This window comes from Vibrio sp. 10N.261.46.A3 (assembly GCF_041472995.1).
GTDB lineage: Bacteria > Pseudomonadota > Gammaproteobacteria > Enterobacterales > Vibrionaceae > Vibrio > Vibrio coralliirubri.
Map to the genome: position 1 here is coordinate 22,065 of NZ_JBFRRH010000113.1, position 24,232 is coordinate 46,296.

The following is a 24,232-nucleotide window of genomic DNA, read 5'->3' on the forward strand; positions in this document are numbered from 1 at the left end:
CCGAAGCCGCTTAGTTCTGTTTAACTGATGCCTACTTGATGAGCTTAAACCCATCAAAGTGAACGACGTTAGTCTTCGTTGATAGACGAGATCTTATGGATTGAAAGATCCGCGCCGTTGAATTCGTCTTCTTCACTTAAACGCAGGCCTGTTAGTTTGCTCAACACACCATAAACAATCATTGCGCCAATCAAAGCCACAGCAATGCCCGCCAGCGTGCCGACCACTTGAGAAGCAAAGCTCACGCCCCCTAGGCCCCAGAATGTTTGTGAACCGAAGATACCTGCTGCTATGCCACCCCAAGCACCACATACGCCGTGTAGAGGCCACACACCGAGTACATCATCGATCTGTGTTTTGTTTTGCATGTAAGTAAATAGGTAAACAAATAGCGCGCCTGCCACGCCGCCCGTCACCAAAGCGCCAAGTGGGTGCATCAAATCTGAGCCCGCACAGATAGCAACGAGACCAGCCAAAGGACCATTGTGGATGAAGCCCGGGTCATTTTTACCTGCAATTAGAGCCGCAAGAATACCGCCAACCATTGCCATGAGTGAGTTCATCGCCACCAAGCCGCTGATGCCATTGATCGCTTGAGCTGACATCACGTTAAAGCCGAACCAACCCACACATAAGATCCAAGAGCCTAGTGCTAAGAATGGGATGTTCGATGGCGCGAAGTTGGTGTGTTTACCCGCACGGATTCGACCTTTACGCATCCCTAAGAAGTAAACTGCGACCAAAGCAATCCAACCACCTACGCCGTGAACCACTACAGAGCCTGCGAAGTCATGGAACCCATAACCAAACTGGCCTTCTAGCCAATCTTGGAATCCAAAGTTGCCGTTCCAAATGATGCCTTCAAAAAATGGATAGATGAAACCAACCGTAAACAGTGTCGCAATCAAAATTGGGTAGAAACGTGCGCGCTCTGCGATACCGCCTGAAACGATCGCTGGGATTGCAGCTGCGAATGTCATAAGGAAGAAGAACTTCACCAGCTCATATCCGTTGCCTTGCGACAGTGTTTCTGCGTCTGCAAAAAAGTGTGCACCGTAAGCAACCCAGTAACCGATAAAGAAGTAAGCAATGGCGGAGACACCAAAATCCGACAGGATCTTAACGAGCGCGTTTACTTGGTTCTTCTTTCGAACGGTACCGACTTCTAGAAATGCAAAGCCAGCGTGCATCAAGAAAACCATGATGGCACCGAGTAATAGGAATAAAGTATCTGAACTTTGGGTAAGGGTTTGTACTGCACTATGAACTTGAGTCACCGTTTCACTCATTAAAGCATTCTCCTTCGCTTTATCTGATTTGCACTGATATCGTGCGATTCAATGTTGTAATTAATTAAAGACTCAACAGTGAACGCAAGATGCGTTCCAAGTGTGTGGTGTAATTTTCGTGCAACAGTTTTTACTTTTAACTTACTGATTAATAGTGCATAAATTTATCGGTGCACTTTCTTGGTTCTGAATAAGCGTGAAAATGGAAACAAGAATTGCACCAATTAAGGGAGTTGCACCATATTGAAGCGGTCAATACCATGCTTCATTAAGTTTCGTTGCTGATTAGAAACAAAAAGCCCAATGACCGAAATCATTGGGCTTTCAAAAGGATGATTGTGCTAGATAATTCGCTATCTAATGAGCCAATACTCGACTACAAGTTTGGACCTGTTGTCGGGTTTTGCGGTAGGTTTTGACTTAAACGCTGCATACCTTGATACATACGAATAAACCAAACCACAATCGCAACACCACCAAACAACATGCCTACATACGGGATGTAGTAAGCGATGTCATCGATAATATGGTTTTGATACCAGTAATCGTTCACACCAATCAACATGCCATTAGAGGTCGCTACCGTCACGATAAGCACAACAAAGAACGTCAGGTTCAAGAAGAACGAGCGAATCAAGCCGTAGTAATGCGTATCCACTACTTCGCCGTCTTCGCCTTTATCTAAACGATAGCCCGCGTAGATGATGGCAACCACACCAGAGAGAAGACAAGTAAATGGTGTAAAGCAGCTTAGGATGTAAGCAACCCAAATACCTTTATGAGGTTTGTTCATTCTTATTCACCCCTTCCGTTTTCTCTGTTGCAGCGTTTGCGCTTTGTTCAACGCCGTTTTTCTCTTGTTCCATCACTTCTTTGTACCAAAGGTCATGGTGCTCTTTTGCCCAAGTTTCATCAACTTCGCCTGTTACCATGCCTTCTAGTGCACCTTCCATACCGAACAAGCCGATGTAGATGTGGAACACAAAGCCACAGATAAGGATCAAAGCAGCCAACATGTGGACTAGGTTTGAAAGCTCCATATCACGACGCGTTTGACCGAAAATTGGGAAGTCTAAAACCAAGCCACTGATCGCAGCCACACTACCCATTACAATCAATAGCCAGAACAGCGCTTTCTCACCCGCGTTCGAAAACTCTGCAGATGGATGAGAACCTTTATGTTTCCCGACCATACCACCTAGTTTCATGAACCACTGGATATCGACCATCTTGAAGATAGACTTACGCCACCACTTGATGAGAACAGCCATCAACAGCACATAGAAAATTGGGCCGATGTAGTTATGGTATTGCTTAGCCAGTAGAACGATGAAACCCCACAGATCCGTTGGGATATAAGGTTTCAAGAAGTGTTTACCGTAAACCAACATCAAACCACTGAACGCCAGTGTTAAGAAGGTAAACGCCATACTCCAGTGCAAGGCACGGTCAAGTCGCGACCAACGTTTGATCTTACGACCGGTTCTTGGCGCGCTTAGCATTAGCGGGCCAATCACAACGTACATCAAAGTCACGAAAGCAATACTGCCAAAGATAGCGACAGCACCGGCTGGTGACATCCACTTCTCTTTCAATATGTACCACGTTTGACCCGGAGTACTGATCAACACACCGTGTTCAGCAGATTTAGATGTGGTGTAACCTTCTTCACCGTTTCTTACTTGTCGCCAAAAATCAGCACCAGCAAGCTGTGTGATTTCTCGTTGAGCAGAGCTCGATTGAGTTTGTGATGAGTTCGTCTCAGATGCATGACTCATAGGAGAAAGCATTGTTAGTGCTGCCAACATCGGCAGCACAACAAGGAAGAGACGCTTAAACATTGTAAGCATATGTCTCTCCTACTTAGCTCTTAGTCGCATCGTAAGAAAGGTCGTTGCCGTCTGTCCAACCTGCACCTTTCGCACCACGTTCAACAACACGCTGACGGAATACATCAGAAACTTTTTCTGCGTCACCCGCTAGCAGTGCTTTTGTTGAACAAAGTGAAGCACACATTGGCAGCTTGCCTTCAGCAATACGGTTCGCACCGTACTTTTGACGCTCTTCAACAGAACCTGGCTCTGTTTCTGGACCGCCAGCACAGAAGGTACATTTGTCCATCTTACCGCGCTCACCAAATGCTTCCTGTTTAGGGAATTGAGGTGCGCCAAACGGACAAGCAAACAAGCAGTAACCACAACCAATACATAGGTCTTTATTGTGAAGTACGATGCCGTCTTCTGTATGTTCAAAACAGTCTGCAGGACAAACTGCCATACAAGGTGCATCAGTACAGTGCATACACGCTACTGAGATAGAGTTTTCACCCGGTTCACCATCGTTCAGTGTTACAACGCGGCGACGCTGAATACCCCATTCCAGAGCATCATCATTTTCATTCTTACATGCAGTGACACAACCGTTACATTCGATACAACGCTTGGTGTCACAAAGAAATTTCATTCTAGCCATTTTAAGACTCCTTACGCTTTACGAATATTACAAAGGGTTACTTTCGTTTCCTGCATCAACGTGACAGGGTCGTAACCGTATGTGGTTGCTGTGTTAGCAGCTTCACCAATAACGTAAGGATCAGTGCCTTCTGGATACTTAGAACGCAAATCTTCGCCTTCGAACTTACCACCGAAGTGGAATGGGATGAACGCCAGACCCGGTTTCACACGACGAGTTACCATCGCTTTCACCTTAATTCGGCCCTTCTCTGCACCCTCAACCCAAACGTCATCGCCATCTTTAAAGCCAATGTCGTTCGCGTCTTTCGGGTTCACTTCAACAAACATCTCTTGTTGAAGCTCTGCTAGCCAAGGGTTAGAACGAGTCTCTTCACCACCACCTTCGTACTCAACCAGACGACCAGAAGTAAGAATAATCGGGTATTCACCAGACTTGTCTTGCTCTTGGATTGACTTGTACAACGTAGGAACACGGAAGATCGCTTCCTTGTCATCCCATGTTGGGTAGTCAGCAACTAGGTCACGACGTGGTGTGTAAAGTGGTTCACGGTGCAGTGGCACGCGGTCTGGGAATGTCCAAACGATCGCACGCGCTTTCGCGTTACCAAAAGGAATACAACCGTGCTTGATAGCCACGCGTTGAATGCCGCCAGAAACGTCAGTCTTCCAGTTTTTACCTTCAGCAGAGGCTTTCTCTTCTGCTGTTAGGTCATCCCACCAACCCAGTTGTTTCAGTAGTTTGTCACTGAATTCAGGGTAGCCATCTTTGATTTCGCTGCCTTTTGAGTAGCTGTCTTCAGCCAGTAGGCTTTGACCTTCAAACTCGACACCGAAACGAGTACGGAAGTTACCACCACCTTCGGCGACAGGTTTAGACGTATCGTAAAGGATATGCGTACCTGGGTGTTTCATCTCTGGGTTACCCCAACATGGCCAAGGAAGACCGTAAGTCTCGCCATTCGCTGGGCCGCCTTCTGCAGCAAGCGTGGTCTTGTGGAACGTGTGCCAGTTCTGTTGGTGCTCTTTCAAACGCTCTGGGCTTTGACCTGTGTAACCGATCGTCCACATACCTTTGTTGAATTCACGTGTGATGTCTTCAATCAATGGTTGGTTGTTCTCAACACGGATGTTTTTGAACAGCTGATCAGAGAAACCAAGCTTCTTAGAAAGAAGGTACATGATTTCGTGGTCAGGCTTAGATTCGAACAGAGGATCAACAACCTTGTCACGCCACTGTAGAGAACGGTTTGATGCGGTTACACTGCCGTAGGTTTCAAACTGAGTCGTTGCTGGAAGCAGGTAAACGCCGTCAGTACGATCGTTCATTACCGCAGCAACGGTTGGGTATGGGTCAACAATAACCATCATATCCAGCTTCTGCATCGCCTTCTTCATCTCTGGACCACGAGTCTGAGAGTTCACTGCGTGACCCCAGTAGAACATGGCACGGATGTTTTCGCGCTGACGAATCTTGTCTTTGTCTTCAAGCACACCATCAACCCAACGAGATACAGGAATACCTGCACTGTTCATTGGTTTTTGACCGCCGTATGCGTTGTCGTCGAAACGTCCTTTGATCCAGTCAAAGTCTACGTCCCAAACTTTCGACCAGTGGCGCCATGAGCCTTCAGACAAGCCGTAGTAACCTGGAAGAGTGTCTGACAGTACGCCAAGGTCAGTTGCGCCTTGTACGTTATCGTGACCACGGAAAATGTTTGCACCGCCACCTGACTTACCTATGTTACCTAGCGCAAGCTCAAGTACACAGTAAGCACGTGTGTTGTTGTTACCAGTCGTGTGCTGAGTACCACCCATACACCAAACGATACAACCCGGACGGTTTTCAGAAAGCAGTTTTGCTGTGTGGTAAACGTCTTCTTCGCTTACGCCAGTAACGCGCTCAACTTCAGCTGGGCTCCACTTCGCAACTTCTTCACGGATCTCGTCCATGCCGAATACACGTTGGCGGATGAATTCTTGGTCTTCCCATTTGTTAGCAAAGACATGCCATAACACGCCCCAGATAAACGCAACGTCTGAACCTGGGCGAAGAGAAACATAGTGATCAGATTTCGCAGCAGTACGCGTACGACGAGGATCCGCAACAACGATCTTACAGTTGTTCTTCTCTTTCGCGATTAAGATGTGCTGCATCGCTACTGGGTGAGCTTCTGCAGGGTTCGAACCAATGAACAGCATCGACTTACAGTTGTGCATGTCATTGAACGAGTTTGTCATCGCACCGTAACCCCAAGTGTTTGCAACACCGGCTACTGTGGTTGAGTGACAAATACGCGCTTGGTGGTCAACGTTGTTTGTTCCCCACAAAGACGCCATCTTACGGAATGCGTAAGCTTGCTCGTTACTGTGTTTTGCACTACCCAAGAAGTAAACAGAATCAGGGCCAGATTCTTTACGAAGTTCTAGCGCCTTGTTACCGATCTCTTCAATCGCTTGTTCCCAAGAAAGCTTCTTCCACTTACCGCCTTCTAATTTCATTGGGTACTTAAGACGACGCTCACCGTGGCCGTGTTCACGCAGAGCTGCACCTTTAGCACAGTGTCCACCAGCGTTGAATGGGTGATCGAATGCAGGCTCTTGGCCCGTCCATACACCGTTTTGAACTTCAGCGTAAATACCACAACCCACAGAACAGTGAGAACAGATAGTACGTTTCACTTCTGTTTTCGCTTCTGGGTCGACTGATTTAGCCTGCGCCTTTTTCATCATACCCGGAGCGAATAGACTTGCGCCTACTACCGCGCCACCAGCGGCTAATGAAGTGTTTTTCATGAAGGCACGTCGAGACACACCCAGTTGATTGGTTTCTTTGCTCACACTATCGGAGCGTTTGACAAGTTTCATCCGTTATCTCCTAAAGTGTGTCGTAGTAATCGCGAATGTGTTGCGTTTCACGATAGCCCGTCTTCTTCATGTCTTCTTTCGGCATTTCAACCGTTTCTGAAGCAGTTGCCACTTTCGTTGTACCAGCGACAACGGCACCAGCAACAGCTGCCGTCGTTAAGCCTTTGAGTAAGTCCCTACGGCTTGTGTTTATTTCTTTATTATCTTTCATCATTGCTTCCTTACCTTACGGTAGATCTTTTTGGAGGCTTAATGCCCCTCTATCGATATAATCGCGTACTGCTCGATTACTCGTAATCAGTGACGTTTTTCACATCAATCTTTAATTTATGCTTACTGCTTTTGGTGTTAACGCTAAAACGCACTTGCTCTAACGTTAGGAATGCTTCGCACAGCTGAGCTGCTGATTTGTAGAAATTCGCACTTTCTGCACTTTCAAGCTGACGCGTAAAAGAGTTGAACCAAGGGCCAAGATGCTTATTGAAAACGGCTTGTTGAAGCGCTTCTTCTTCACCGGTTAGCATTGCCATTACTTCACACAATGCAGCAATATGATCTTCTGGCTCTTTTACTTGATCATCACGCTCAATGCCTAAAAGCTCTAAATCATGACGAATTTCTGCCAGTGGTTTTTCCATCATGGCGCCAGTTCTATGCCAAGAACCAAATGGAACAATCTCTCCACGGCCAATGCCAATGAACAGATCTTGATATTCGTCTTCTAATGCTTCGCGATTTGATTCCGTTGCTGCTTGTTGAATAGCAATCCAAGCTTTTTGCATTGCGCTCTCAGACGCTTCAATGTCTAGCGTCTTTAGGAAATCAATCACCTCTTCAGAAGGTGCGCTACGAAACAATGCAGAAAGAACCAAATAGATTTCAGTTCTTAGTGTCTGGTCTTGATCTAAATGAGTATCCAATGCCAACTCCTAGTATTTCAGTTGTTTCAATGGGTCTTGAGCCATCGAATCAAACATATCTATCACACGGCAGTCTTCACACATCGCAATACGGTTGATTGCTGATTCGTCTGAAAAATGAGAGTGACCGCGTAACTTATTTTGTAACATGTCAATCATAGACTGCGGTGCGAATGGCTTATGACAACGAATACATTCCGCTGCTTTCTCTTCATGAATCACAACTGCCTTCTGACGTTCTTCTTTCACCCAGTTCATGCGAGGCGTTAGAGTCAAAACATTTTCAGGACACGCCTTTTCACACAGACCACATTGAATACAGTCTTGTTCTACAAACTTAAGTGATGGAGATGCGCCGTCGGTATGAAGAGCACGCGTAGGACAAACCGCCACACAACTCATGCACAACGTACAATCTTTGCTTTCACACGAAACCGTGCCATATGGCGCATTCGAAGGAAGCTCAACAATGTTCTCAACAGGAATGCGAGATGAAGACATAGCATCAAGTGCTGTGAATAGACGTTGACGTTTATTGCCTTGAAGATCGCCAAGTGCAAGATCGAATGAATCAACACAAAGTGTTGGAGGACCTTCACGTAGAGACTCTAAATACAGGATATCGATGGTTTCTTTTGGAACACCGATTTGGTCGAGTAACTCTTGAGCGATCCCTACTTCGTTATTAAGAACACGAATGATGGTTTCTGGCATAAAACGAGAAGCAGCAAACAGAACTTGAGTTGCGCCATTCACTAGCGCTGCAAACCAAGTATCAATACCAATAGAAGGCAGTTCTTCAACAACGATTGGAATCACGTTATCTGGCAATGCTTTTAGCGCCATCACATTGTAGGTTTCATGACGAGAGCTACAGATAAGTACGATTGGATCCAGACCGCCCGCTTGCTCATAATTCGCTAGCGTACGTTCAATAAACTTTTGTGTATCGTCAGGATTTGGAAGCGCATAGGTAATTGCTTCTGTAGGACAGCTAGTTGCACAAGTACCAACGCCTTGACATAGGTAAGGGTTGATCTCAATCTTGTGGCCTGTCTTATCAGAGCCTTCACTTGAAAGTGCGCCAGCGGGACAAGCATCGACACAACGCTCACAGCCTTTTACGCCACGAGAACTGTGTGCACAAAGGTCAGTGTCTAGACGGAAGAACTTAGGCTTATCAAATGTGCCCATAAGCGTTGGAATCTCTTCCAGTGCTTCAGCCAGTTTTGGATAGCCACGGCCTACAGGGTAATAACCCGGTACAGGTACTTCTTCTGTCATGCAGCTATTCAGACATAGGTCTAAAACAACATCAAAACAATCGTGATTAATCGCGACCTTCGCCAGGTTGCTTGATGTGCCTTTGTTTTCGATCACAACTTCAAACGTGCCAAGGAAACCGGATACTTGAACCGAATTCGCGAAGTACAGTTCTGGGTTTGTGCCCTTTTCGCCATCTGTTGACAATAAGGTTAGGCTCGTCAATTGAGGTAATTGAGCCGCAGCACTTTCAATGATCGCAGTTGGACCAATAACAAGAGTATTACCGCCGCTTTCGTAGCTAACGGTAGGTGGAATCAGATTTGTTAACTCAACTGTATTTTCAAATGCATACAGTCTTGCTTTAGCGTTATTTGAAGTTGCTTGTTCTAATAATTGTTTAAGCATTGCTCAGTTCCATCTTTGGACATGGATAATCTGTTCAACCTTCATTGTAGTAAGCGATAGAGAACTTGCAGAGTAATCCGTTAACAACTAACCCTTTAGCCAGTGTGTCGTTGGTTAGACCGTGAACTCGTCTATCTACAAAAAAGTTGATAATGAACGTTATTTAGCAAATGCCATGCCAATTTAATATGTCTTATATTTCAGTAATTTAATCCTTTATAACGTTTATTGTGCGTATAAAAAAACCGCTTGGGACATTTTGTCGCAAGCGGTTCATTGAGTGTTTAGTCAAAATGTACCTATTCTTTGTGTGGTATATTTTGTCCCATCTCTTTCAGGTCAGCTTCGTCTGACATTGTAGCGTCATTATCTAACACTGTGTTTTTATACAGCTCTTTTCTTGTTCGGTTATTTCGGCACTTTCTGACGTTTCAAATTCATGATCAGATACCTCAAGATCGCTTTCAGAATTTTCTAAAACCTCATCTTCGTCTTTATTATCAATGAGTTGCTCTTCTTCTAGTGCAGTGTCTTCTTCCGTTTTGTCTTTAACCCAATCACGCAAGGTTTCCGCTACCCCTTCAGAAAGAGACTTCAAATTACTGTAATCGTCGTCGTAATCATCTAAACCATCACGAACGTTGAACTCTTCTGAGAGGAATAATTTACGCAATGCCGCTTTTTTTACGCTTTCTGAGGCTTCTGACACCAATAATTGAGCAACAGACAAGTCTTCAGTCGTTTCTGATGCTGTCTCCTGATAGTCAATAGCGTGAGCGTCTTCATTATGTTCTGGAGACTCATTTTCTAAAGTCTCACGCTCTAATGACTCCGATGTTTCTGCGTCTATAGATGAAGCAGTAGTCGAAGCTTCAGTGGAAGTAAGCTCAGTTTCCTCAAGCGTTTGTTGCGCTTCTAATGGTTGGTCGGTTGATTCATCAAGCTTTCGTTGAGACCAACGGCTAAAAAAGTTAGTTGCCATTTGATCGACCCGCGCCTTTACGTTTCTTACGTCTTGCTTCTAATAACTCGCCATTACGACCGATGAACGCTTCCATCCAAGCTTGTACAGGTAATGGAATGTCGTATGAAAGGACTTGGTTGTCACCGTCCATGTATTGCCCTGCAACGGTTTGTGATGCTGTAAGTAACTGAATGATTGGCTTAACACCAGAATCGACATTATCCATCACTAAGAAAAGCTTAGGTTGCTGAGAGCTTAGGTTGAAACGATAGTCTGTACGCTCGTCTTTATGTAATTGGAGTAAACAAACGTCTTGGGCATCGTCTTCTGGCGACAGTTCAAACCCCGTCAATTCCCATTGCGTCGTTACCCAGATACCTGTTTTGATCTCTTTCTCTATTCTTTGGACACCGATTGGCCAAGCTGCTTCTGTTTTTTCATATTGTTCTTTGAATTCTTTTATCTCAGACATACTTCACCCAATTGATTTTCTTTGGTCTGAATGCACTTAGGACATTTTGTACTGTGCGCAATCATATACACCCCATAAAGCAATAAACACGCCAATACGGATTACCTACGAGAGCGTGTCTATAGCGTTCGTTATCAAGTTGTCACTATAACGTTAGTCGATACTGGTTATTTCAGACAACTCCACCCGGTGAACTCTCATATTTTGCGCTATTTTAATCTAATGCTTCATGTTTCCATCAATCCCCGTTATTTTGGAATAAGATTTGCTTTAGCTAATTCGCTAATGTTATTCACAGAGCTATGTATTCTCAGAGCTATGGCATGTTCGGAACGATAATCGAAACCTAGGCCATAGCGAACCAACAAACTAGCGCATTGATGAATGAGAGCCTTATTGCTCTTGTTGACTTCTTATCTCATAAAATCGCTATCTCATTAAGTAGGAAATGACTGTGGTAAAACCAAACATAATAAAAACCAGTGAGAACCCACTTCAGACAATCGAAGTTGAAGTGTTTGATGAATATGGCGAAAAGCTAACAAAACAGATCGCGTGTGAGCGCCCTCTTACCGTAATGTTGAACTGGAAAGAGATAGTAACCTTAATGACATTGGGCTCTCGTCCTGAGTCATTAGTATTAGGCTATTTGAAAAACCAAAGCTTCCTTTCTGATCCGGAAGCGGTTGAATCTATTATCATCGATTGGGAAACCAGCTCTGCTGCGGTTATCACCAAAGAAGATACAAGCCAACTTGAGCAAGCGCTTAAGAAGAAGACAGTAACCTCTGGCTGCGGTCAGGGCACCATGTATGGCAACGTAATGAAGCAGTTGGAAGATTACCAAGTGCCTCAAAACAAGATTAAACAATCTGAAATCTATACAGCGCTTGAAGCGTTGACTCATTACAACGATACCTACAAGAAAGCAGGCGCGGTGCACGGTTGTGCGGTTTGCAAAGACGACAAGGTTCTATCGTTTGTTGAAGATGTTGGCCGACACAATGCCGTTGATACATTGGCTGGTGAGATGTGGCTTAACAAAGAGACCGGTGAAGATAAGATCTTCTATACCACAGGCCGTTTAACGTCTGAGATGGTGATTAAGGTTGCTCAGATGGGTATCCCTGTTTTGCTATCACGTTCTGGCGTGACACAAATGGGGTTAGACCTGGCTCAGAAGTTCGGCATCACAACCATTGCTCGCGCTAAAGGTTTACGCTTCCAAGTGTTCACGGGTGCAGACAAGATCGACTTTGATGTAAAAGGCGAACAATCAGCGTAAGTTCTTTAAAGGCAAACTTTCAGATGAACTCATAAAAGGTGCAGGCGAAGGCTTGCACCTTTTTCTTTTGTTTCTTTTATTCCATTTACTCTCCTTAGCATTCCCTCTTCTTACTCCATCATTCTATTCGCATAATTTTAACAGCCAGTTCGCTGTTACCACCCTTTCTGAACATTATTTCAGCAACAGAACGCGCTTAATATTGGTGTTTAGTTTTACTTAACGTTGATTTCAAAATTACTAGATATACCAAACGTTAACAATTCTTTATCTTATGCTCCGTGAACAGAACGAAGCACGCACTTATCGTGCTGCTTGGCGAAAATTTCACTTCTTTGAATGCTCACTTCGAAGAAAACACATAAGAAAAAAGAATTGGATAACAATATGAAACAGCCTTTAAAAGCTTTAGCAATAGCTCTTGGATTGACCTTGGGCGCCAACTGTCACGCAATTGAACTTAAGCCGGTCGATACCGACTTTACATTACAAATACTGGGTTCAGGTGGCCCTATCTCGGATGACCTACGTGCTTCATCAGGTGAAATCGTATGGTGGAAAGGCAAATCACGAATCATGATTGATGCCGGTGGTGGTGTTTACCTACGTTTCGGTCAAGCGGGTGCAAAACTTGAAGACCTAGATTTCATGGGTATCACTCACTTCCATACCGATCACGTCAATGACATGCCCGCTCTTCTTAAAGGCGGCTACTTCTTTGAACGTGAAAAGGCGTTGGAGATTTCAGGTCCAGCCGCAGGTTCAGCGTTCCCTAGCCTCAACGGCTACTTCGCAGCGAACTTTGACCCAGACCATGGCGCATACGCTTACCTTGCTGGCTTATACGATGGAACCGATGGCCTATTCCCAGTCAATCTTACCGATGTTGACTATCAATCCACAGTGCCAACCGTTGTTTATGAAAAAGATGGTTTGAAGATCACTGCTCTGGGTATTCCTCATGGTGATGTGCCTTGTCTCGCTTACCGAATTGAAAGTGAAGAAGGCGTAATGGTGATTTCAGCTGACCAAAACGGTAGCAACCCTGCGTTCTTAGACTTCGCTCGTGGCGCCGACATCATGATGATGCCAATGGCGATTCATGAACAAGCCGATGGTGTCTCTACATTCATGCACGCTAAGCCTTCTGTAATTGGTGAAATTGCGAAAGAGATCAATCCAAAAATGTTGGTACTTAACCACTGGATGGGTCTAGGCCTTAAGCGCAAATCTGAATCAATCAAAATTGTACGCGAATACTACGACGGACCAATCATGTCTGGTCGTGATTTAGCGAGCTTCCCTATGTCTGCTGTAAAGGAGAAATAATATGAACAACAAAATCGCCCTATCAATCGCGATCACGTCTGTGATTAGCCTTAACTCTGCAATGGCATTTGCTGATGCACCTGCCGAAGCCCCTGTTGAAGCTAAACAATCTTCAGGACACGGTGGTAAATGTGCTGCGGGTAAATGTGGTACAGAAAAACGCTTCGAAAAAGCGGAACTGACAAGTAACCCTCAAGACCGTTTAGTGCGTGCTCGTGACGGGAAATGTGGCTTAACGGCTGAAGGTATCTCGCCAAGCAAAGAGCGCATCCTAACGGCGAATAGCAAGGTGACAGGTGGAGTATGTGGCCAGTAGAAACGCATAAAACTAAAGCTTTAAAAACCAAAGCTCTAGCATCAAATGACCGAGCCCCTAAAAGCCGCGAGTTAAACCATAAAGTGCGAACCATTCAGAATACAGACAAAGGTATTGGGCTACGCAGTGAGCATATTGAACTGCTTGCTCGTTCCCCGAAGCATCCTGATATTGATTTTCTGGAACTGGCTCCCGAGAACTGGATGAGCTTAGGTGGTCTTAAGCGCGAACAACTACAGGATATAGCGAAGCAATACCCTTTGATCGCACACGGTTTAAGCTTATCCATTGGAGATTGTCAGCCGCTTAACACGAAGTTTGTACGTCAGGTTGGTCAATTTCTCGATGAACTGAATATTCAGGTATACAGCGAGCATTTGAGCTTCTCTCGAGACAGCCAAGGGTATCTGTATGAACTGTTACCCGTGCCACGTCACGCAGAAAACATCGGCTATTTAGCGGACAGAATCAAGCAAGTCCAAGACATCATTCAACGTCCTTTGGTAATGGAGAACATCTCTTATTACCACAACTACGGAGATGAGATGCCTGAGGGTGAGTTTATCGCTGAAATAGCAAAGCGCAGTGGCTGTGAGTTGTTGGTCGACATCAACAATCTCTACGTGAATAGTCAGAACCACCATTTTGATGCCGCTGAAATGCTTAAAGCTTTACCGAGCGATGCTATTCGCTATTACCACATTGCTGGGTATTTAGTTGAAAGTGATGGCTCAGGTGGAAGTAACAAATCGCTGATTGATACCCACGGTATGCCGGTACAGCAAGCGGTTATTGACTTGGCGCGTTACACCTTCTCTATTCATGGCAGTAAACCGTTATTGCTCGAAAGAGACAACAACGTACCGCCTTTGGTCGTGCTGACTGAGGAATTACGAACGATGCACAGTCAGGTTCTAGATGCTGGTGTTGCTCATCGCCCAATGAATCAGGAGTTGGTTTATGCATAACCCTCCTAGCATGATGATTACTCAAACACACGCACTAACCGCACTGATACGTTCGCCACTTGAAGACAACGCAGTGTGTCGATACAGCGAGTTCATTAGAGATAACGTATTTGGTGTATTGAACAACACATTCCCGCTGTTTTGCCAGCAAGTCGACCAAGACCAACTACTGATATTGGTTGATGAGTTTGTTGTCGTGCATTACGCCTCAGAGCCAGAGTTTCATCATATAGCCACTGAGTTTGTTAGCTTTATCCAGCGTCGCACTCAACCAATGGGTATGTCTAGTCTGAGTGATTTGTCTACTTTGAGTGCGAGTCATGATCTTACATCCGACCAGCTAGCGGTGTTGGAGTACGAATGGTGTGCCTTTTGCGTTGAAATTGACGCTTCAAAGCAAGTATTGCCGATGTCATGGACGGGTGACCTTCGTGTTGATGAACAACAGCTTCAATTGGGTTTGTTAGTCAACAGTACGATGAAGCTCGTACAGGTACCTTTCCTTGTTCATGGTGAGTCACTGACGTTTCTAACACAAAGGCGACACCCCATTTATTACGCGATTTATCGCGACCGTGACCAACGCGTCAACACGATAAAACTAAGAGAAATTGATGTTGCGATTATTCAAATAATTCAACAACAACCAAATCGTTCTTTAGCCGATATAAAACAAATAATTGCTCAACAATTGGCGAGATTCGAGTTTATTAATTGGGTCGAACATTTCAGTGAAGTTGAACTGATTGGCGTTCACTCTTTAGGAGAAAAATTATGATTAAGTCAGCCCTCAGCTGGTACGACGCTATTGTCGAAAAATGCAAACAATACGATTACTTAGTACTGCTTTCAGTACGTCTTTATTTGATTCCGGTGATTTATGTCGGTGCACGCTCTAAAGTGCTGGGCTTCTCGGGAACAGTGGCATGGTTTGGTGCTTCAGCAGCCGACGGTGGTCTTAACCTTCCCTTCCCTGAGCTACTGGCATTCCTAGCGGCAGCGACCGAAGTATTGGGTTGTATCTGTATCGCGTTAGGTCTGTTTACTCGCTTTATCTCGATTCCAATGATTTTCATGATGAGCGTCGCGAGTGCAATGGTTCACTGGAAACACGGTTGGGATGCGATTGCGACTGGTGGTATGGAAGCAACCGTTCGACTTAACGGCTTCATCGAATGGCTCGCGGTTAACTTCCCAGGTCGTTACAACTACATAACAGAACTTGGCGACCCGGTAATGCTGAACAACGGTATGGAATTCGCAGGCACTTACTTCGTGATGCTGTTAGTACTGCTTGTTTACGGCGGTGGTCGTTACGTGAGTGCAGATTACTGGCTACGTAAACAGTTCTCTAAAAAACAAAACAAAGCACTTCGTTGGTAATAGATTATTTTCACACAGCTACATGTAAAACCCTTAATTAGTTCTCTCTAATTATCATCTTATTTTCCATTATCTTACCCGTCACACTCGTGGCGGGAAGGAGTTTTTATGCTTACAGATGTCGTTGATCTGTCGCGGTTTCAATTCGCAAGTACCGCTCTTTATCACTTTATATTCGTCCCCCTAACTATAGGCCTCTCCTTCTTACTCGCAGTGATGGAATCGCTGTATGTCATGACCAACAAAACCATCTACAAGGACATGACCAAGTTCTGGGGTAAGTTGTTTGGTATTAACTTTGCTGTCGGTGTTGCTACTGGCTTAACCATGGAATTCCAGTTCGGTACTAACTGGGCTTATTACTCGCATTACGTAGGCGATATCTTTGGCGCTCCGCTGGCCATTGAAGCCTTGATTGCGTTTTTCTTGGAATCAACCTTAGTCGGTATGTTCTTCTTCGGTTGGGACAAGCTCTCTAAACGTCAGCACTTATCGGTGACGTGGTTGACGGCGTTGGGTTCGAACTTCTCTGGTCTGTGGATTCTGATGGCCAATGGCTGGATGCAAAACCCAGTGGGCGCAGAGTTTAACTTCGAAACCATGCGTATGGAGATGACAGACTTCGTCGAAGTGATCTTCAACCCTGTGACTCAAGTGAAGTTCGTACATACCGTTGCGGCAGGTTACACAACCGGCGCGCTATTTATCATGGGTATCAGTGCTTACTACATGCTTAAAGGGCGTGATTTACCGTTCGCTCGTCGTTCATTTGCAGTAGCAAGCGCTTTTGGTATGGCTGCGATTGTGTCTACAGTGATGCTAGGCGATGAATCTGGTTATGAATTGGGTGATGTTCAACAGGTGAAGCTAGCGGCTATCGAAGCTGAATGGCACACAGAAGAAGCCCCTGCCTCATTCACACTGTTCGGCTTCCCGAATCAAGAAACCATGGAAACGGACTACGCGATTAAGATCCCATACGTGATGGGTATTATCGCGACGCGTTCTTTGGATACGCCTGTTGTCGGCATTCGTGATCTATTGGCAAAGAATGAAGAACGTGTTCGCAGCGGCATCTTAGCTTATGGGCTATTAGAAAAGCTGCGTTCTGGTGATAAATCACAACAAAATATCGATGATTTTGAATCGGTTAAGCATGATCTAGGTTATGGATTGCTGGTTAAGAAATACAGCGATAACGTGGTGGATGCAACAGAGCAACAGATCAAACAAGCAGCCAAAGACACAATCCCAACGGTTGCCCCTCTGTTCTGGAGCTTTCGCATCATGGTGGTGTGTGGCGTCTTGATGTTTGCCATCATTGGTCTTTCATTCGTACAAATTTGTCGCCGTAAGATTGGTACCAATCGTTGGTTACTGAAAGCAACAATATGCGCGATTCCACTTCCTTGGATTGCTTGTGAAGCTGGTTGGTTTGTAGCGGAATACGGCCGTCAGCCTTGGGCTATTGGTGAAATTCTGCCAGTAAACATGGCGGCTTCTAATCTACCCGCTTCAAGTCTATGGATCTCTATCGGCTTGGTTTACTTGTTCTACACCGCATTCCTAATTGTAGAAATGTTCCTGATGGTTAAGTTTGCAAAAATGGGCCCGAGCGCACTGAAGACGGGTCGCTATCACCATGAGCAATCAAACCAAGATCTAGCCATTACAGGTGAGCAAAGCGCACCGCGTCAGCTAGATAAAACTATCGACCTTCATTAAGGAATTCAGATGTTTGATTACGAAAATCTTCGCCTGTTTACATGGGCAGTTATTGGCGTGTTGTTGATCGGTTTTATCATTACCGATGGCTTCGACATGGGCGTTGCGGCGTTGCTCCCTGTTCTAGGGAAGTCGGAAGTTGATCGACGAATCATGATTAACTCGATTGCCCCCCACTGGGATGGCAACCAAGTATGGTTGGTTACCGCGGGTGGCGCTATCTTTGCGATATGGCCTGCAATCTACGCGGCTGCGTTCTCCGGGTTCTATTTAGCCATGATTATCGTGTTGGCGACCTTGTGGTTAAGACCGCTCGGTATGGATTACCGCGCTAAAATCGATAACCCGCAATGGAAGAAAGCGTGTGATATTGCACTTATCGTCAGTGGCTTCATTCCTCCGGTTATCTTTGGTGTTGGTTTCGGTAACTTGATGATTGGTGTTCCGTTTGAATTTAACGAATTGCTAATGATGTCATACCAAGGTGGTTTCTGGGATCTACTCACGCCCTTCCCACTGCTATGTGGCTTGGTGAGCTTGGCGATGGTTGTCACGCAAGGCGCGGCATTCCTACAGATGAAAACGACGGGTGATTTAAAACAACGCGCGCAGAAAGTGATCGTATGTATGGCGCTTGTCACTGTCGGACTGTTTATTGTTGGTGGGATATACGCGTATACACTTCCGGGTTACCTGATTACTAGCCCAGTTGTGACTGATGGTGTTTCAAACCCGTTATTAAAACATGTCATGAAGTTTGATGACTTACTGCTACATAACTACGAAAACTATCCGGTACTTTGGGGAATTCCTGCGCTAGGCATCATCGGAATGCTGAGTTGTGCAGTAATGACTCGACTTAACCGCGCTGGTTTGGCCTTCGCTTCTTCGAGCTTATCGATAGCAAGCATCATAATGACAGCGGGCGTTGCCCTATTCCCAATGATCATGCCATCTAGCTTGATGCCATCGCATAGCTTAACGCTTTGGGACGGAACATCGAGTGAGTTAACACTGAGCATTATCTCGGTTGTCGCAGTTATCGTGGTGCCAATTATTTTGGGTTACACAATCTGGTGTTACTACAAAATGTTCGGTCGACTAGACAGCCAATACATTCACGATAACAGCTCATCACTGTATTAATTAAAGATGAAATAGGAGGATAACCTATGTGGTATTTATGTTGGGTACTGGGCGTATTACTCGCCTGCGCGTTTGGGATCATTAATGCGCTGTGGTTAGAGCACACCGACTTTCTCGATGAACAAAACGAATAAAGCTGATCGGTAAAGTTACTAACAACGGTTAACTCGATAGTAAGCTAACTACTTAAAATAACTGAAAGTCCTCACTTAATACGATGCCTGCGATTTCAAAGATTGCCGACATGAGTGTTAATGAGGGCTTTTTCTTTTTGCATCTAATCTCATGTGCTTAACCTCATCTTATCCAGCAAACTAGACTCTTCAAATTACTAAGTTAATTGTCAAGTTGGTGCATATCATCGATTAAGTTGCTTTCGCCACCAACCGACCTTGCTTTAACAACTCTATAGGCTATTAGTTACATATCCATCATTTAAATGTATCTAATAACTATTAAGCATAGATGGACATGAAACGTCATCGGCTAAAGGGAGTTAACCATGAACAATCCATCAGAACCTCAGCATCGTTTGCTGTCTCTTTCTATTCGCAGTAAGTTTATTTTAATCAACCTCACCCTGTTTATTTCTGTTTTTATCTATGCCATCTACGAGCAGTTCAGCTTAGACAAATTGGAATCATTGGAGATCGCTGCAACCGAAAACCTCAGAAGCTCAGTCGATTTACTAACGCTTAGGCGACATGAGAAAGACTTCTTGTCTCGCCACGATCAAAAATACGCAGAGCGTTTCGATAAAACCGCCGAGACATTGAATCAAAGATTGGTGACGTTGAACCAAACCCTAACCTCGCATGAGCTTCACCTGACCGATCAAATGACCAAGATCTCCGATACCCTTCATCAATACCAGAAACAGTTCCACCAGATCGTCAATCAAGTGAACGACATTGAACGCACCACCCCACCTTTAGGCTTTGTCGCAGTTCTCGATGGAAAAAGAACAGCGCTAAAATCAGCAATCGAATCAGAATCAAGTTTGGCACTGGAACTTGCGTTGTTAGAGCTGATTGAAAAAGACTTCCATTACCTCGCACATATTAATGGCCAAACGAATGCGGCGTTAACTAATGCTCTTGTTGAGTTTGAACCCTACTCCCAAACTTCGATTGCGACTGAACAAGCCTATTCCGAATATAAGGCTGCGGTTGAGACGCTATTGGTTGCTAACAGCAATCTAGGTTTGTCTGCAGAGTTGGGGCTTAGAGGCGCCTTACGTAGCAATGTTCATCAAACGGAACAAGCCATTGAAGAAGTGCAGAATGAGATAAGCCAAGCGATTACAGCGGCAGTTAGAAACACACAAAACATGTTACATCTGTTTGGTGCAGCTATCGTCGCTCTGCTTTCTCTGTTATTGGTGTTCATCGGTCGCAACATCCTGGGTCGAATTAAAGCGATAAACGTGATGATGGAGTCTATTGCAAATGGAGATGGAGACTTAACCGTCAGAATGAACGCCAAAGGTAACGACGAGCTCGCTCAACTTGCCCACTCGTTCGATACCTTCATCGATAAACTGCACGGTAACATCAAAGAGCTATCCGGCGTGATGACGGTGCTGACAGACAGTTCATGCAGCTCTGAAGAAGCGGCAGTTAAAAGCATGAGCAATGCAGAGAAACAAAAGCAGCAATCTGAATCGGTAGCGACGGCAGTTAACGAGTTAGTGATGACCAGTAATGAGGTGACGGCGAACATCGAAAATGCCGCAACCAATGCCGAGAAGATCAAAGAAAATGCCCATCAAGCGCTACAAAAAACACAATCAACCAACGACAGCATTAATGTCTTGGTAGAAAACATCGCAGAGTCTCAGGATCTCATCGTTCAGCTTGAAGAACAGAGCCGTGAAATCAATCAGGTGGTGACGACCATTCAAGGTATTGCTGAGCAAACTAACCTATTGGCACTTAATGCTGCGATTGAAGCAGCGCGTGCTGGCGATCATGGACGAGGTTTCGCCGTGGTTGCGTCCGAAGTGCGAGAGCTTTCACTAATGACCAACGATTCTACTCATCAAATAGAATCCACGATTCATGGTTTAACCACTGGGATAGACAAGACCGTTGCTAAGATGACAGCGAGCTTAGAACAAACTGAGCTGGTGAAAAGCCAAACCCAAGACGTGGTGAATGCGATAGAAGGAATACACTTCCAAGTTGGCGAGATGTTCGACTTAAACAGTCAGATCTCAACAGCGTCCGAAGAGCAATCGATGGTTTCGGTTGAGATTGACCGAAACATTACGGATATCGCACACCTTGCCAGTGATACTTATACCGTGGTTTCTGGATCAGTGCGTTGCAGTGAACAAGTCTCGAGTGTGAGTGTGAAGCTAGAGAAGATTGTCGCGCAGTTTAAATACTAGTGATTAGTGATTAACGCAAGCTAGCTGATTTATGCGGTATGAAAAAACAAAAGGCCTCTATCTGATTGCTAAGATAGAGGCCTTTCTAATTTTGAATACGTACTAACGTGTTATTACGTATTAGCTCTTGCTACACGGTATTAGCCGCGTGCTTTCAAGAACTCAGCGTAAGTACCGCGGAAATCGTTGATCTTGCCATCTTTGATTTCAAGGATACGAGTTGCAAGCGAGTCTACGAATACACGGTCGTGAGATACGAAGAACAATGTGCCTTTGTAGTTCTCAAGAGCCAAGTTAAGCGCTTCGATAGATTCCATATCCATGTGGTTTGTTGGCTCATCCATTAGCAGGATGTTTGGTTTATGCATCATGATCTTACCAAGAAGCATACGACCTTGCTCACCACCAGAGATAACCTTTACAGATTTCTTAATGTCGTCTTGACCAAATAGCATACGACCTAGGAAGCCACGAACAACTTGCTCGTCTTCGCCTTCTTGGCGCCATTGGCTCATCCAATCAAACAGGTTCATGTCTGTCTCGAAATCATGTGCGTGATCTTGAGCGTAGTAACCGATGTTTGAGTTTTCAGACCACTTGTACTCACCAGTGCGAGGCTCAAGAGCGCCAGCTAGTGTGTTAAGTAGTGTTGTTTTACCCACACCGTTCTCACCGATGATAGCAACACGCTCACCTACTTCGAAAATACCGTCGAACTTGTTGTATAGGTCTTCTTCAAAACCTTGAGATAGGTTTTCAACCACAAGTGCGTTACGAAATAACTCTTTAGACTGTTCGAAACGGATGAATGGGTTTTGACGGCTAGACGCTTTAACTTCGTCTAGTTGGATCTTATCGATCTGCTTAGCACGTGACGTTGCTTGCTTCGCTTTAGATGCGTTAGCAGAGAAACGAGATACGAACGTTTGAAGTTCAGCAATTTGCGCTTTCTTCTTAGCGTTGTCAGACAATAGACGCTCACGAGCTTGAGTCGCAGCCGTCATGTACTCATCGTAGTTACCTGGGAATAGACGAAGTTCGCCGTAATCAAGGTCAGCCATGTGTGTACAAACAGAGTTTAAGAAGTGACGGTCGTGCGAAATGATGATCATTGTGCAGTTACGTTGGTTTAGCGTATCTTCCAACCACTTGATGGTATCCATGTCCAGGTTGTTCGTTGGTTCGTCAAGAAGCATGATATGCGGGTCTGCAAACAGTACTTGAGACAATAGAACACGAAGTTTCCAACCCGGTGCTACTTCGCTCATCAGACCGAAGTGCATTGATTCTTCAATACCTACCGCTAGAAGAAGCTCACCCGCTTTAGCTTCTGCCATGTAGCCGTCCATTTCAGCGAACTGAACTTCAAGGTCAGCCACTTTCATGCCGTCTTCTTCGCTCATTTCTGGCAAAGAGTAAATGCGGTCACGCTCTTGCTTAATAGCCCAAAGCTCTTTGTGACCCATGATAACCGTGTCGATTACCGTGAATTCTTCGTAAGCAAATTGGTCTTGGTTTAGCTTAGCAACGCGCTCGTTTGGATCGTAGCTTACGTTACCAGCACTTGGCTCAAGTTCACCAGATAGGATCTTCATGAACGTCGATTTACCACAGCCATTCGCGCCGATTAAACCGTAGCGGTTGCCTTCGCCGAACTTAACTGAAATATTTTCGAAAAGTGGCTTAGCGCCGAATTGTTGGGTGATATTTGCTGTGGAGATCAATGCCATTACCTTTTTAATGTGAAAAACGCCGCAACGTTACTTGTTCAGGGCTTTAACTGCAAGTATTGATTGCAATTACTGGCCATTAAGTGAGTGATAACCTAGCCAAATCATAGTTTGAGCTGACTCACATTTTTGATTTTCTATTTATCGCCGAAAAGTCGTCGATTTTAAGGAAAAACAAAATATCGAACAGCGCCCTATAATGGGCGGTATATAACGTCCCAAATCATGCCAACCATTGAATATATCGTATGCTGATTGGTCACAGTAAAACTAACCCGATCAAAGCAACAACATACATAGGCAAGACTAGCCTAATCCCTGACAATTTTATGACAAAATCAGCCGAAACGGGAATAAAGTACTCGCCCCCGACACGGGGTTGGATTTCACAAAGTCAGATTATCTAACTATAGTAATCCTAACCTCATAATTCTAAGAGACTTTTATGCGTTCACTATCGCGCTTCTTAATCCTCACTTTGGCCATTCTCTCTTGGCCTAGTCATGCCAACTTGGAATATGACTTACAATCTCAGCCGCAGGTATCCGACTCTGCTGTTGATCTCGATGATCGAATTGATTCGTTACCCGATCCCCTCTTTATGGAGCCGTCGGACAGGCGCCAAGTCAATATATTGCTCGCTGAAGTGCTACAAGTTCAAAAGCAGGAAATCAAAACCTTCGAGCAACAGATAAAAGCCTACAGAGCGAACAACGACGCCGAACAATGGTTTGCCGTTCAAACCAGTTACGTCACTTTGAATAGCTTGAATGTGAGCAAGCAACACCTGTTAGAGCAGACGAACTCCGCTAATAAAGAGCGCCTAACGGGTTTTGGCCCTTACGGCGTAACTCAATTTAAACAAGAGTGGGAATTAACCAAGCTCAACATTGAGTATCTTGTCTACTTCCAGATTCGTAGTTTTAAAGCGCTTGTTAAAGACATCTTTATTTCGCCAGTACCTGTGATTGGTGCATCGTTAAAAGTGTTGTTCATCTACTTTGGTTTAGCGTGGTGGCTTGCCAACAGCACTCGCTTGATCGAATTGTTCAGAATTAATTTTCTTGAAGCGAAAACGAACCCTCCATTTTTAGTACGTGTGATCTGGTACATCAGCCGCGCTGATCGTGCGATTGCTTGGTTAATCGCGATTACGCTTTCACTAAGAGTGCTCTCCAGCATCCCTAGCCTACAACACCTGATTTTCCTTGAGATCTTCACCTGGTGGATTCTAGGTCCATCAGCTTTATTTTGGAATTTGCGTATCGTTTGGGTCGCACATCCAATCAAGAAGTGATTGCGC

At 44.9% G+C, this 24,232-nt stretch carries 20 protein-coding genes and 2 pseudogenes; 11 read left to right on the forward strand and 11 right to left on the reverse strand.

Annotated features, from left to right (window positions below; genetic code table 11):
- Positions 1-68 precede the first annotated feature (68 nt).
- From AB4484_RS22635 to AB4484_RS22680, 10 genes and pseudogenes are all read right to left on the reverse strand, one after another.
- Complete coding sequence (locus AB4484_RS22635) at positions 69-1,289, reverse strand: ammonium transporter (RefSeq protein WP_048610990.1); 1,221 nt, start codon at positions 1,287-1,289, stop codon at positions 69-71.
- A 376-nt stretch (positions 1,290-1,665) separates the two neighbouring features.
- Entirely contained in the window at positions 1,666-2,082 is a 417-nt protein-coding gene (locus tag AB4484_RS22640) for a hypothetical protein (protein WP_372080511.1), read from the reverse strand.
- A complete protein-coding gene (locus AB4484_RS22645; protein WP_372080513.1) occupies positions 2,066-3,139 on the reverse strand; it encodes a formate dehydrogenase subunit gamma in 1,074 nt (357 codons plus the stop codon). Before AB4484_RS22645 ends, AB4484_RS22640 begins: the two co-directional genes overlap by 17 nt.
- Positions 3,140-3,152: 13 nt before the next feature.
- Complete coding sequence (fdh3B, locus tag AB4484_RS22650; protein WP_004742271.1) at positions 3,153-3,761, reverse strand: formate dehydrogenase FDH3 subunit beta; 609 nt, start codon at positions 3,759-3,761, stop codon at positions 3,153-3,155.
- 11 nt (positions 3,762-3,772) lie between these two features.
- Entirely contained in the window at positions 3,773-6,628 is a 2,856-nt protein-coding gene (locus tag AB4484_RS22655; RefSeq protein WP_248338102.1) for a formate dehydrogenase subunit alpha, read from the reverse strand.
- A 10-nt stretch (positions 6,629-6,638) separates the two neighbouring features.
- The gene (locus tag AB4484_RS22660; RefSeq protein WP_004733728.1) at positions 6,639-6,839 is read right to left on the reverse strand and encodes a twin-arginine translocation signal domain-containing protein; all 201 of its coding nucleotides are present in this window, start codon (positions 6,837-6,839) and stop codon (positions 6,639-6,641) included.
- A gap of 76 nt (positions 6,840-6,915) precedes the next feature.
- Positions 6,916-7,548: a molecular chaperone gene (locus AB4484_RS22665; protein WP_372080515.1), complete on the reverse strand. Its 633-nt coding sequence runs from the start codon at positions 7,546-7,548 to the stop codon at positions 6,916-6,918.
- A 9-nt stretch (positions 7,549-7,557) separates the two neighbouring features.
- The gene (locus AB4484_RS22670; protein ID WP_050634332.1) at positions 7,558-9,219 is read right to left on the reverse strand and encodes a 4Fe-4S dicluster domain-containing protein; all 1,662 of its coding nucleotides are present in this window, start codon (positions 9,217-9,219) and stop codon (positions 7,558-7,560) included.
- 299 nt (positions 9,220-9,518) lie between these two features.
- Positions 9,519-10,201: pseudogene (locus tag AB4484_RS22675) on the reverse strand (DUF3306 domain-containing protein).
- The gene (locus AB4484_RS22680; RefSeq protein WP_372080517.1) at positions 10,191-10,655 is read right to left on the reverse strand and encodes a DUF3305 domain-containing protein; all 465 of its coding nucleotides are present in this window, start codon (positions 10,653-10,655) and stop codon (positions 10,191-10,193) included. The pseudogene AB4484_RS22675 and the gene AB4484_RS22680 overlap by 11 nt, the downstream one beginning before the upstream one ends.
- 454 nt (positions 10,656-11,109) lie before the next feature.
- On the opposite strand from AB4484_RS22680, the gene AB4484_RS22685 reads away from it, so the two are divergent.
- The 10 genes from AB4484_RS22685 to AB4484_RS22730 all read left to right on the forward strand — a co-directional run bounded on the left by AB4484_RS22685 (position 11,110) and on the right by AB4484_RS22730 (position 21,199).
- The gene (locus AB4484_RS22685; protein WP_048611568.1) at positions 11,110-11,940 is read left to right on the forward strand and encodes a formate dehydrogenase accessory sulfurtransferase FdhD; all 831 of its coding nucleotides are present in this window, start codon (positions 11,110-11,112) and stop codon (positions 11,938-11,940) included.
- Between the two features lie 387 nt (positions 11,941-12,327).
- Positions 12,328-13,269 carry an MBL fold metallo-hydrolase gene (locus tag AB4484_RS22690; protein ID WP_046225231.1) on the forward strand — a complete coding sequence of 314 codons (942 nt, stop codon included), beginning with the start codon at positions 12,328-12,330 and terminating at the stop codon, positions 13,267-13,269.
- Between the two features lies 1 nt (position 13,270).
- The gene (locus AB4484_RS22695; RefSeq protein ID WP_004733741.1) at positions 13,271-13,585 is read left to right on the forward strand and encodes a hypothetical protein; all 315 of its coding nucleotides are present in this window, start codon (positions 13,271-13,273) and stop codon (positions 13,583-13,585) included.
- A gap of 83 nt (positions 13,586-13,668) precedes the next feature.
- Entirely contained in the window at positions 13,669-14,553 is an 885-nt protein-coding gene (locus tag AB4484_RS22700; RefSeq protein WP_372080526.1) for a DUF692 domain-containing protein, read from the forward strand.
- Positions 14,546-15,331, forward strand: coding sequence for a putative DNA-binding domain-containing protein (locus tag AB4484_RS22705; RefSeq protein WP_372080520.1), 786 nt, complete (start codon positions 14,546-14,548; stop codon positions 15,329-15,331). Before AB4484_RS22700 ends, AB4484_RS22705 begins: the two co-directional genes overlap by 8 nt.
- Positions 15,328-15,936, forward strand: a complete 609-nt coding sequence (locus tag AB4484_RS22710) for a DoxX family protein (RefSeq protein WP_017083666.1) — start codon at positions 15,328-15,330, stop codon at positions 15,934-15,936. Before AB4484_RS22705 ends, AB4484_RS22710 begins: the two co-directional genes overlap by 4 nt.
- 108 nt (positions 15,937-16,044) lie before the next feature.
- Entirely contained in the window at positions 16,045-17,661 is a 1,617-nt protein-coding gene (locus tag AB4484_RS22715) for a cytochrome ubiquinol oxidase subunit I (RefSeq protein ID WP_050052531.1), read from the forward strand.
- 9 nt (positions 17,662-17,670) lie between these two features.
- Positions 17,671-18,807, forward strand: coding sequence for a cytochrome d ubiquinol oxidase subunit II (cydB, locus tag AB4484_RS22720; protein ID WP_372080523.1), 1,137 nt, complete (start codon positions 17,671-17,673; stop codon positions 18,805-18,807).
- A gap of 26 nt (positions 18,808-18,833) precedes the next feature.
- The gene (cydX, locus tag AB4484_RS22725) at positions 18,834-18,941 is read left to right on the forward strand and encodes a cytochrome bd-I oxidase subunit CydX (protein ID WP_082151276.1); all 108 of its coding nucleotides are present in this window, start codon (positions 18,834-18,836) and stop codon (positions 18,939-18,941) included.
- A 368-nt stretch (positions 18,942-19,309) separates the two neighbouring features.
- On the forward strand, positions 19,310-21,199 hold the full coding sequence (locus AB4484_RS22730; protein ID WP_372080525.1) for a methyl-accepting chemotaxis protein: 1,890 nt from the start codon (positions 19,310-19,312) through the stop codon (positions 21,197-21,199).
- A 140-nt stretch (positions 21,200-21,339) separates the two neighbouring features.
- On the opposite strand, the gene AB4484_RS22735 is transcribed toward AB4484_RS22730, so the two are convergent.
- The gene (locus AB4484_RS22735) at positions 21,340-22,923 is read right to left on the reverse strand and encodes an ABC-F family ATPase (RefSeq protein WP_009846736.1); all 1,584 of its coding nucleotides are present in this window, start codon (positions 22,921-22,923) and stop codon (positions 21,340-21,342) included.
- A gap of 451 nt (positions 22,924-23,374) precedes the next feature.
- Here AB4484_RS22735 and AB4484_RS22740 point away from each other — a divergent pair.
- Positions 23,375-24,232 (forward strand): annotated as a pseudogene (locus AB4484_RS22740) (ATP-binding protein); the annotation flags it as partial.

Excerpts from the sequence above, each read along its gene's own strand:
- AB4484_RS22705 (WP_372080520.1), top strand. The coding sequence starts at position 14,546 with ATGCATAACCCTCCTAGCATGATGATTACTCAAACACACGCACTAACC.
- cydX (WP_082151276.1), top strand. The coding sequence starts at position 18,834 with ATGTGGTATTTATGTTGGGTACTGGGCGTATTACTCGCCTGCGCGTTT.
- AB4484_RS22645 (WP_372080513.1), bottom strand. The coding sequence starts at position 3,139 with ATGCTTACAATGTTTAAGCGTCTCTTCCTTGTTGTGCTGCCGATGTTG.
- AB4484_RS22680 (WP_372080517.1), bottom strand. The coding sequence starts at position 10,655 with ATGTCTGAGATAAAAGAATTCAAAGAACAATATGAAAAAACAGAAGCA.
- AB4484_RS22695 (WP_004733741.1), top strand. The coding sequence starts at position 13,271 with ATGAACAACAAAATCGCCCTATCAATCGCGATCACGTCTGTGATTAGC.
- AB4484_RS22635 (WP_048610990.1), bottom strand. The coding sequence starts at position 1,289 with ATGAGTGAAACGGTGACTCAAGTTCATAGTGCAGTACAAACCCTTACC.
- AB4484_RS22690 (WP_046225231.1), top strand. The coding sequence starts at position 12,328 with ATGAAACAGCCTTTAAAAGCTTTAGCAATAGCTCTTGGATTGACCTTG.
- AB4484_RS22730 (WP_372080525.1), top strand. The coding sequence starts at position 19,310 with ATGAACAATCCATCAGAACCTCAGCATCGTTTGCTGTCTCTTTCTATT.
- AB4484_RS22655 (WP_248338102.1), bottom strand. The coding sequence starts at position 6,628 with ATGAAACTTGTCAAACGCTCCGATAGTGTGAGCAAAGAAACCAATCAA.
- AB4484_RS22660 (WP_004733728.1), bottom strand. The coding sequence starts at position 6,839 with ATGAAAGATAATAAAGAAATAAACACAAGCCGTAGGGACTTACTCAAA.
- AB4484_RS22670 (WP_050634332.1), bottom strand. The coding sequence starts at position 9,219 with ATGCTTAAACAATTATTAGAACAAGCAACTTCAAATAACGCTAAAGCA.
- fdh3B (WP_004742271.1), bottom strand. The coding sequence starts at position 3,761 with ATGGCTAGAATGAAATTTCTTTGTGACACCAAGCGTTGTATCGAATGT.
- AB4484_RS22710 (WP_017083666.1), top strand. The coding sequence starts at position 15,328 with ATGATTAAGTCAGCCCTCAGCTGGTACGACGCTATTGTCGAAAAATGC.
- AB4484_RS22715 (WP_050052531.1), top strand. The coding sequence starts at position 16,045 with ATGCTTACAGATGTCGTTGATCTGTCGCGGTTTCAATTCGCAAGTACC.
- AB4484_RS22640 (WP_372080511.1), bottom strand. The coding sequence starts at position 2,082 with ATGAACAAACCTCATAAAGGTATTTGGGTTGCTTACATCCTAAGCTGC.
- cydB (WP_372080523.1), top strand. The coding sequence starts at position 17,671 with ATGTTTGATTACGAAAATCTTCGCCTGTTTACATGGGCAGTTATTGGC.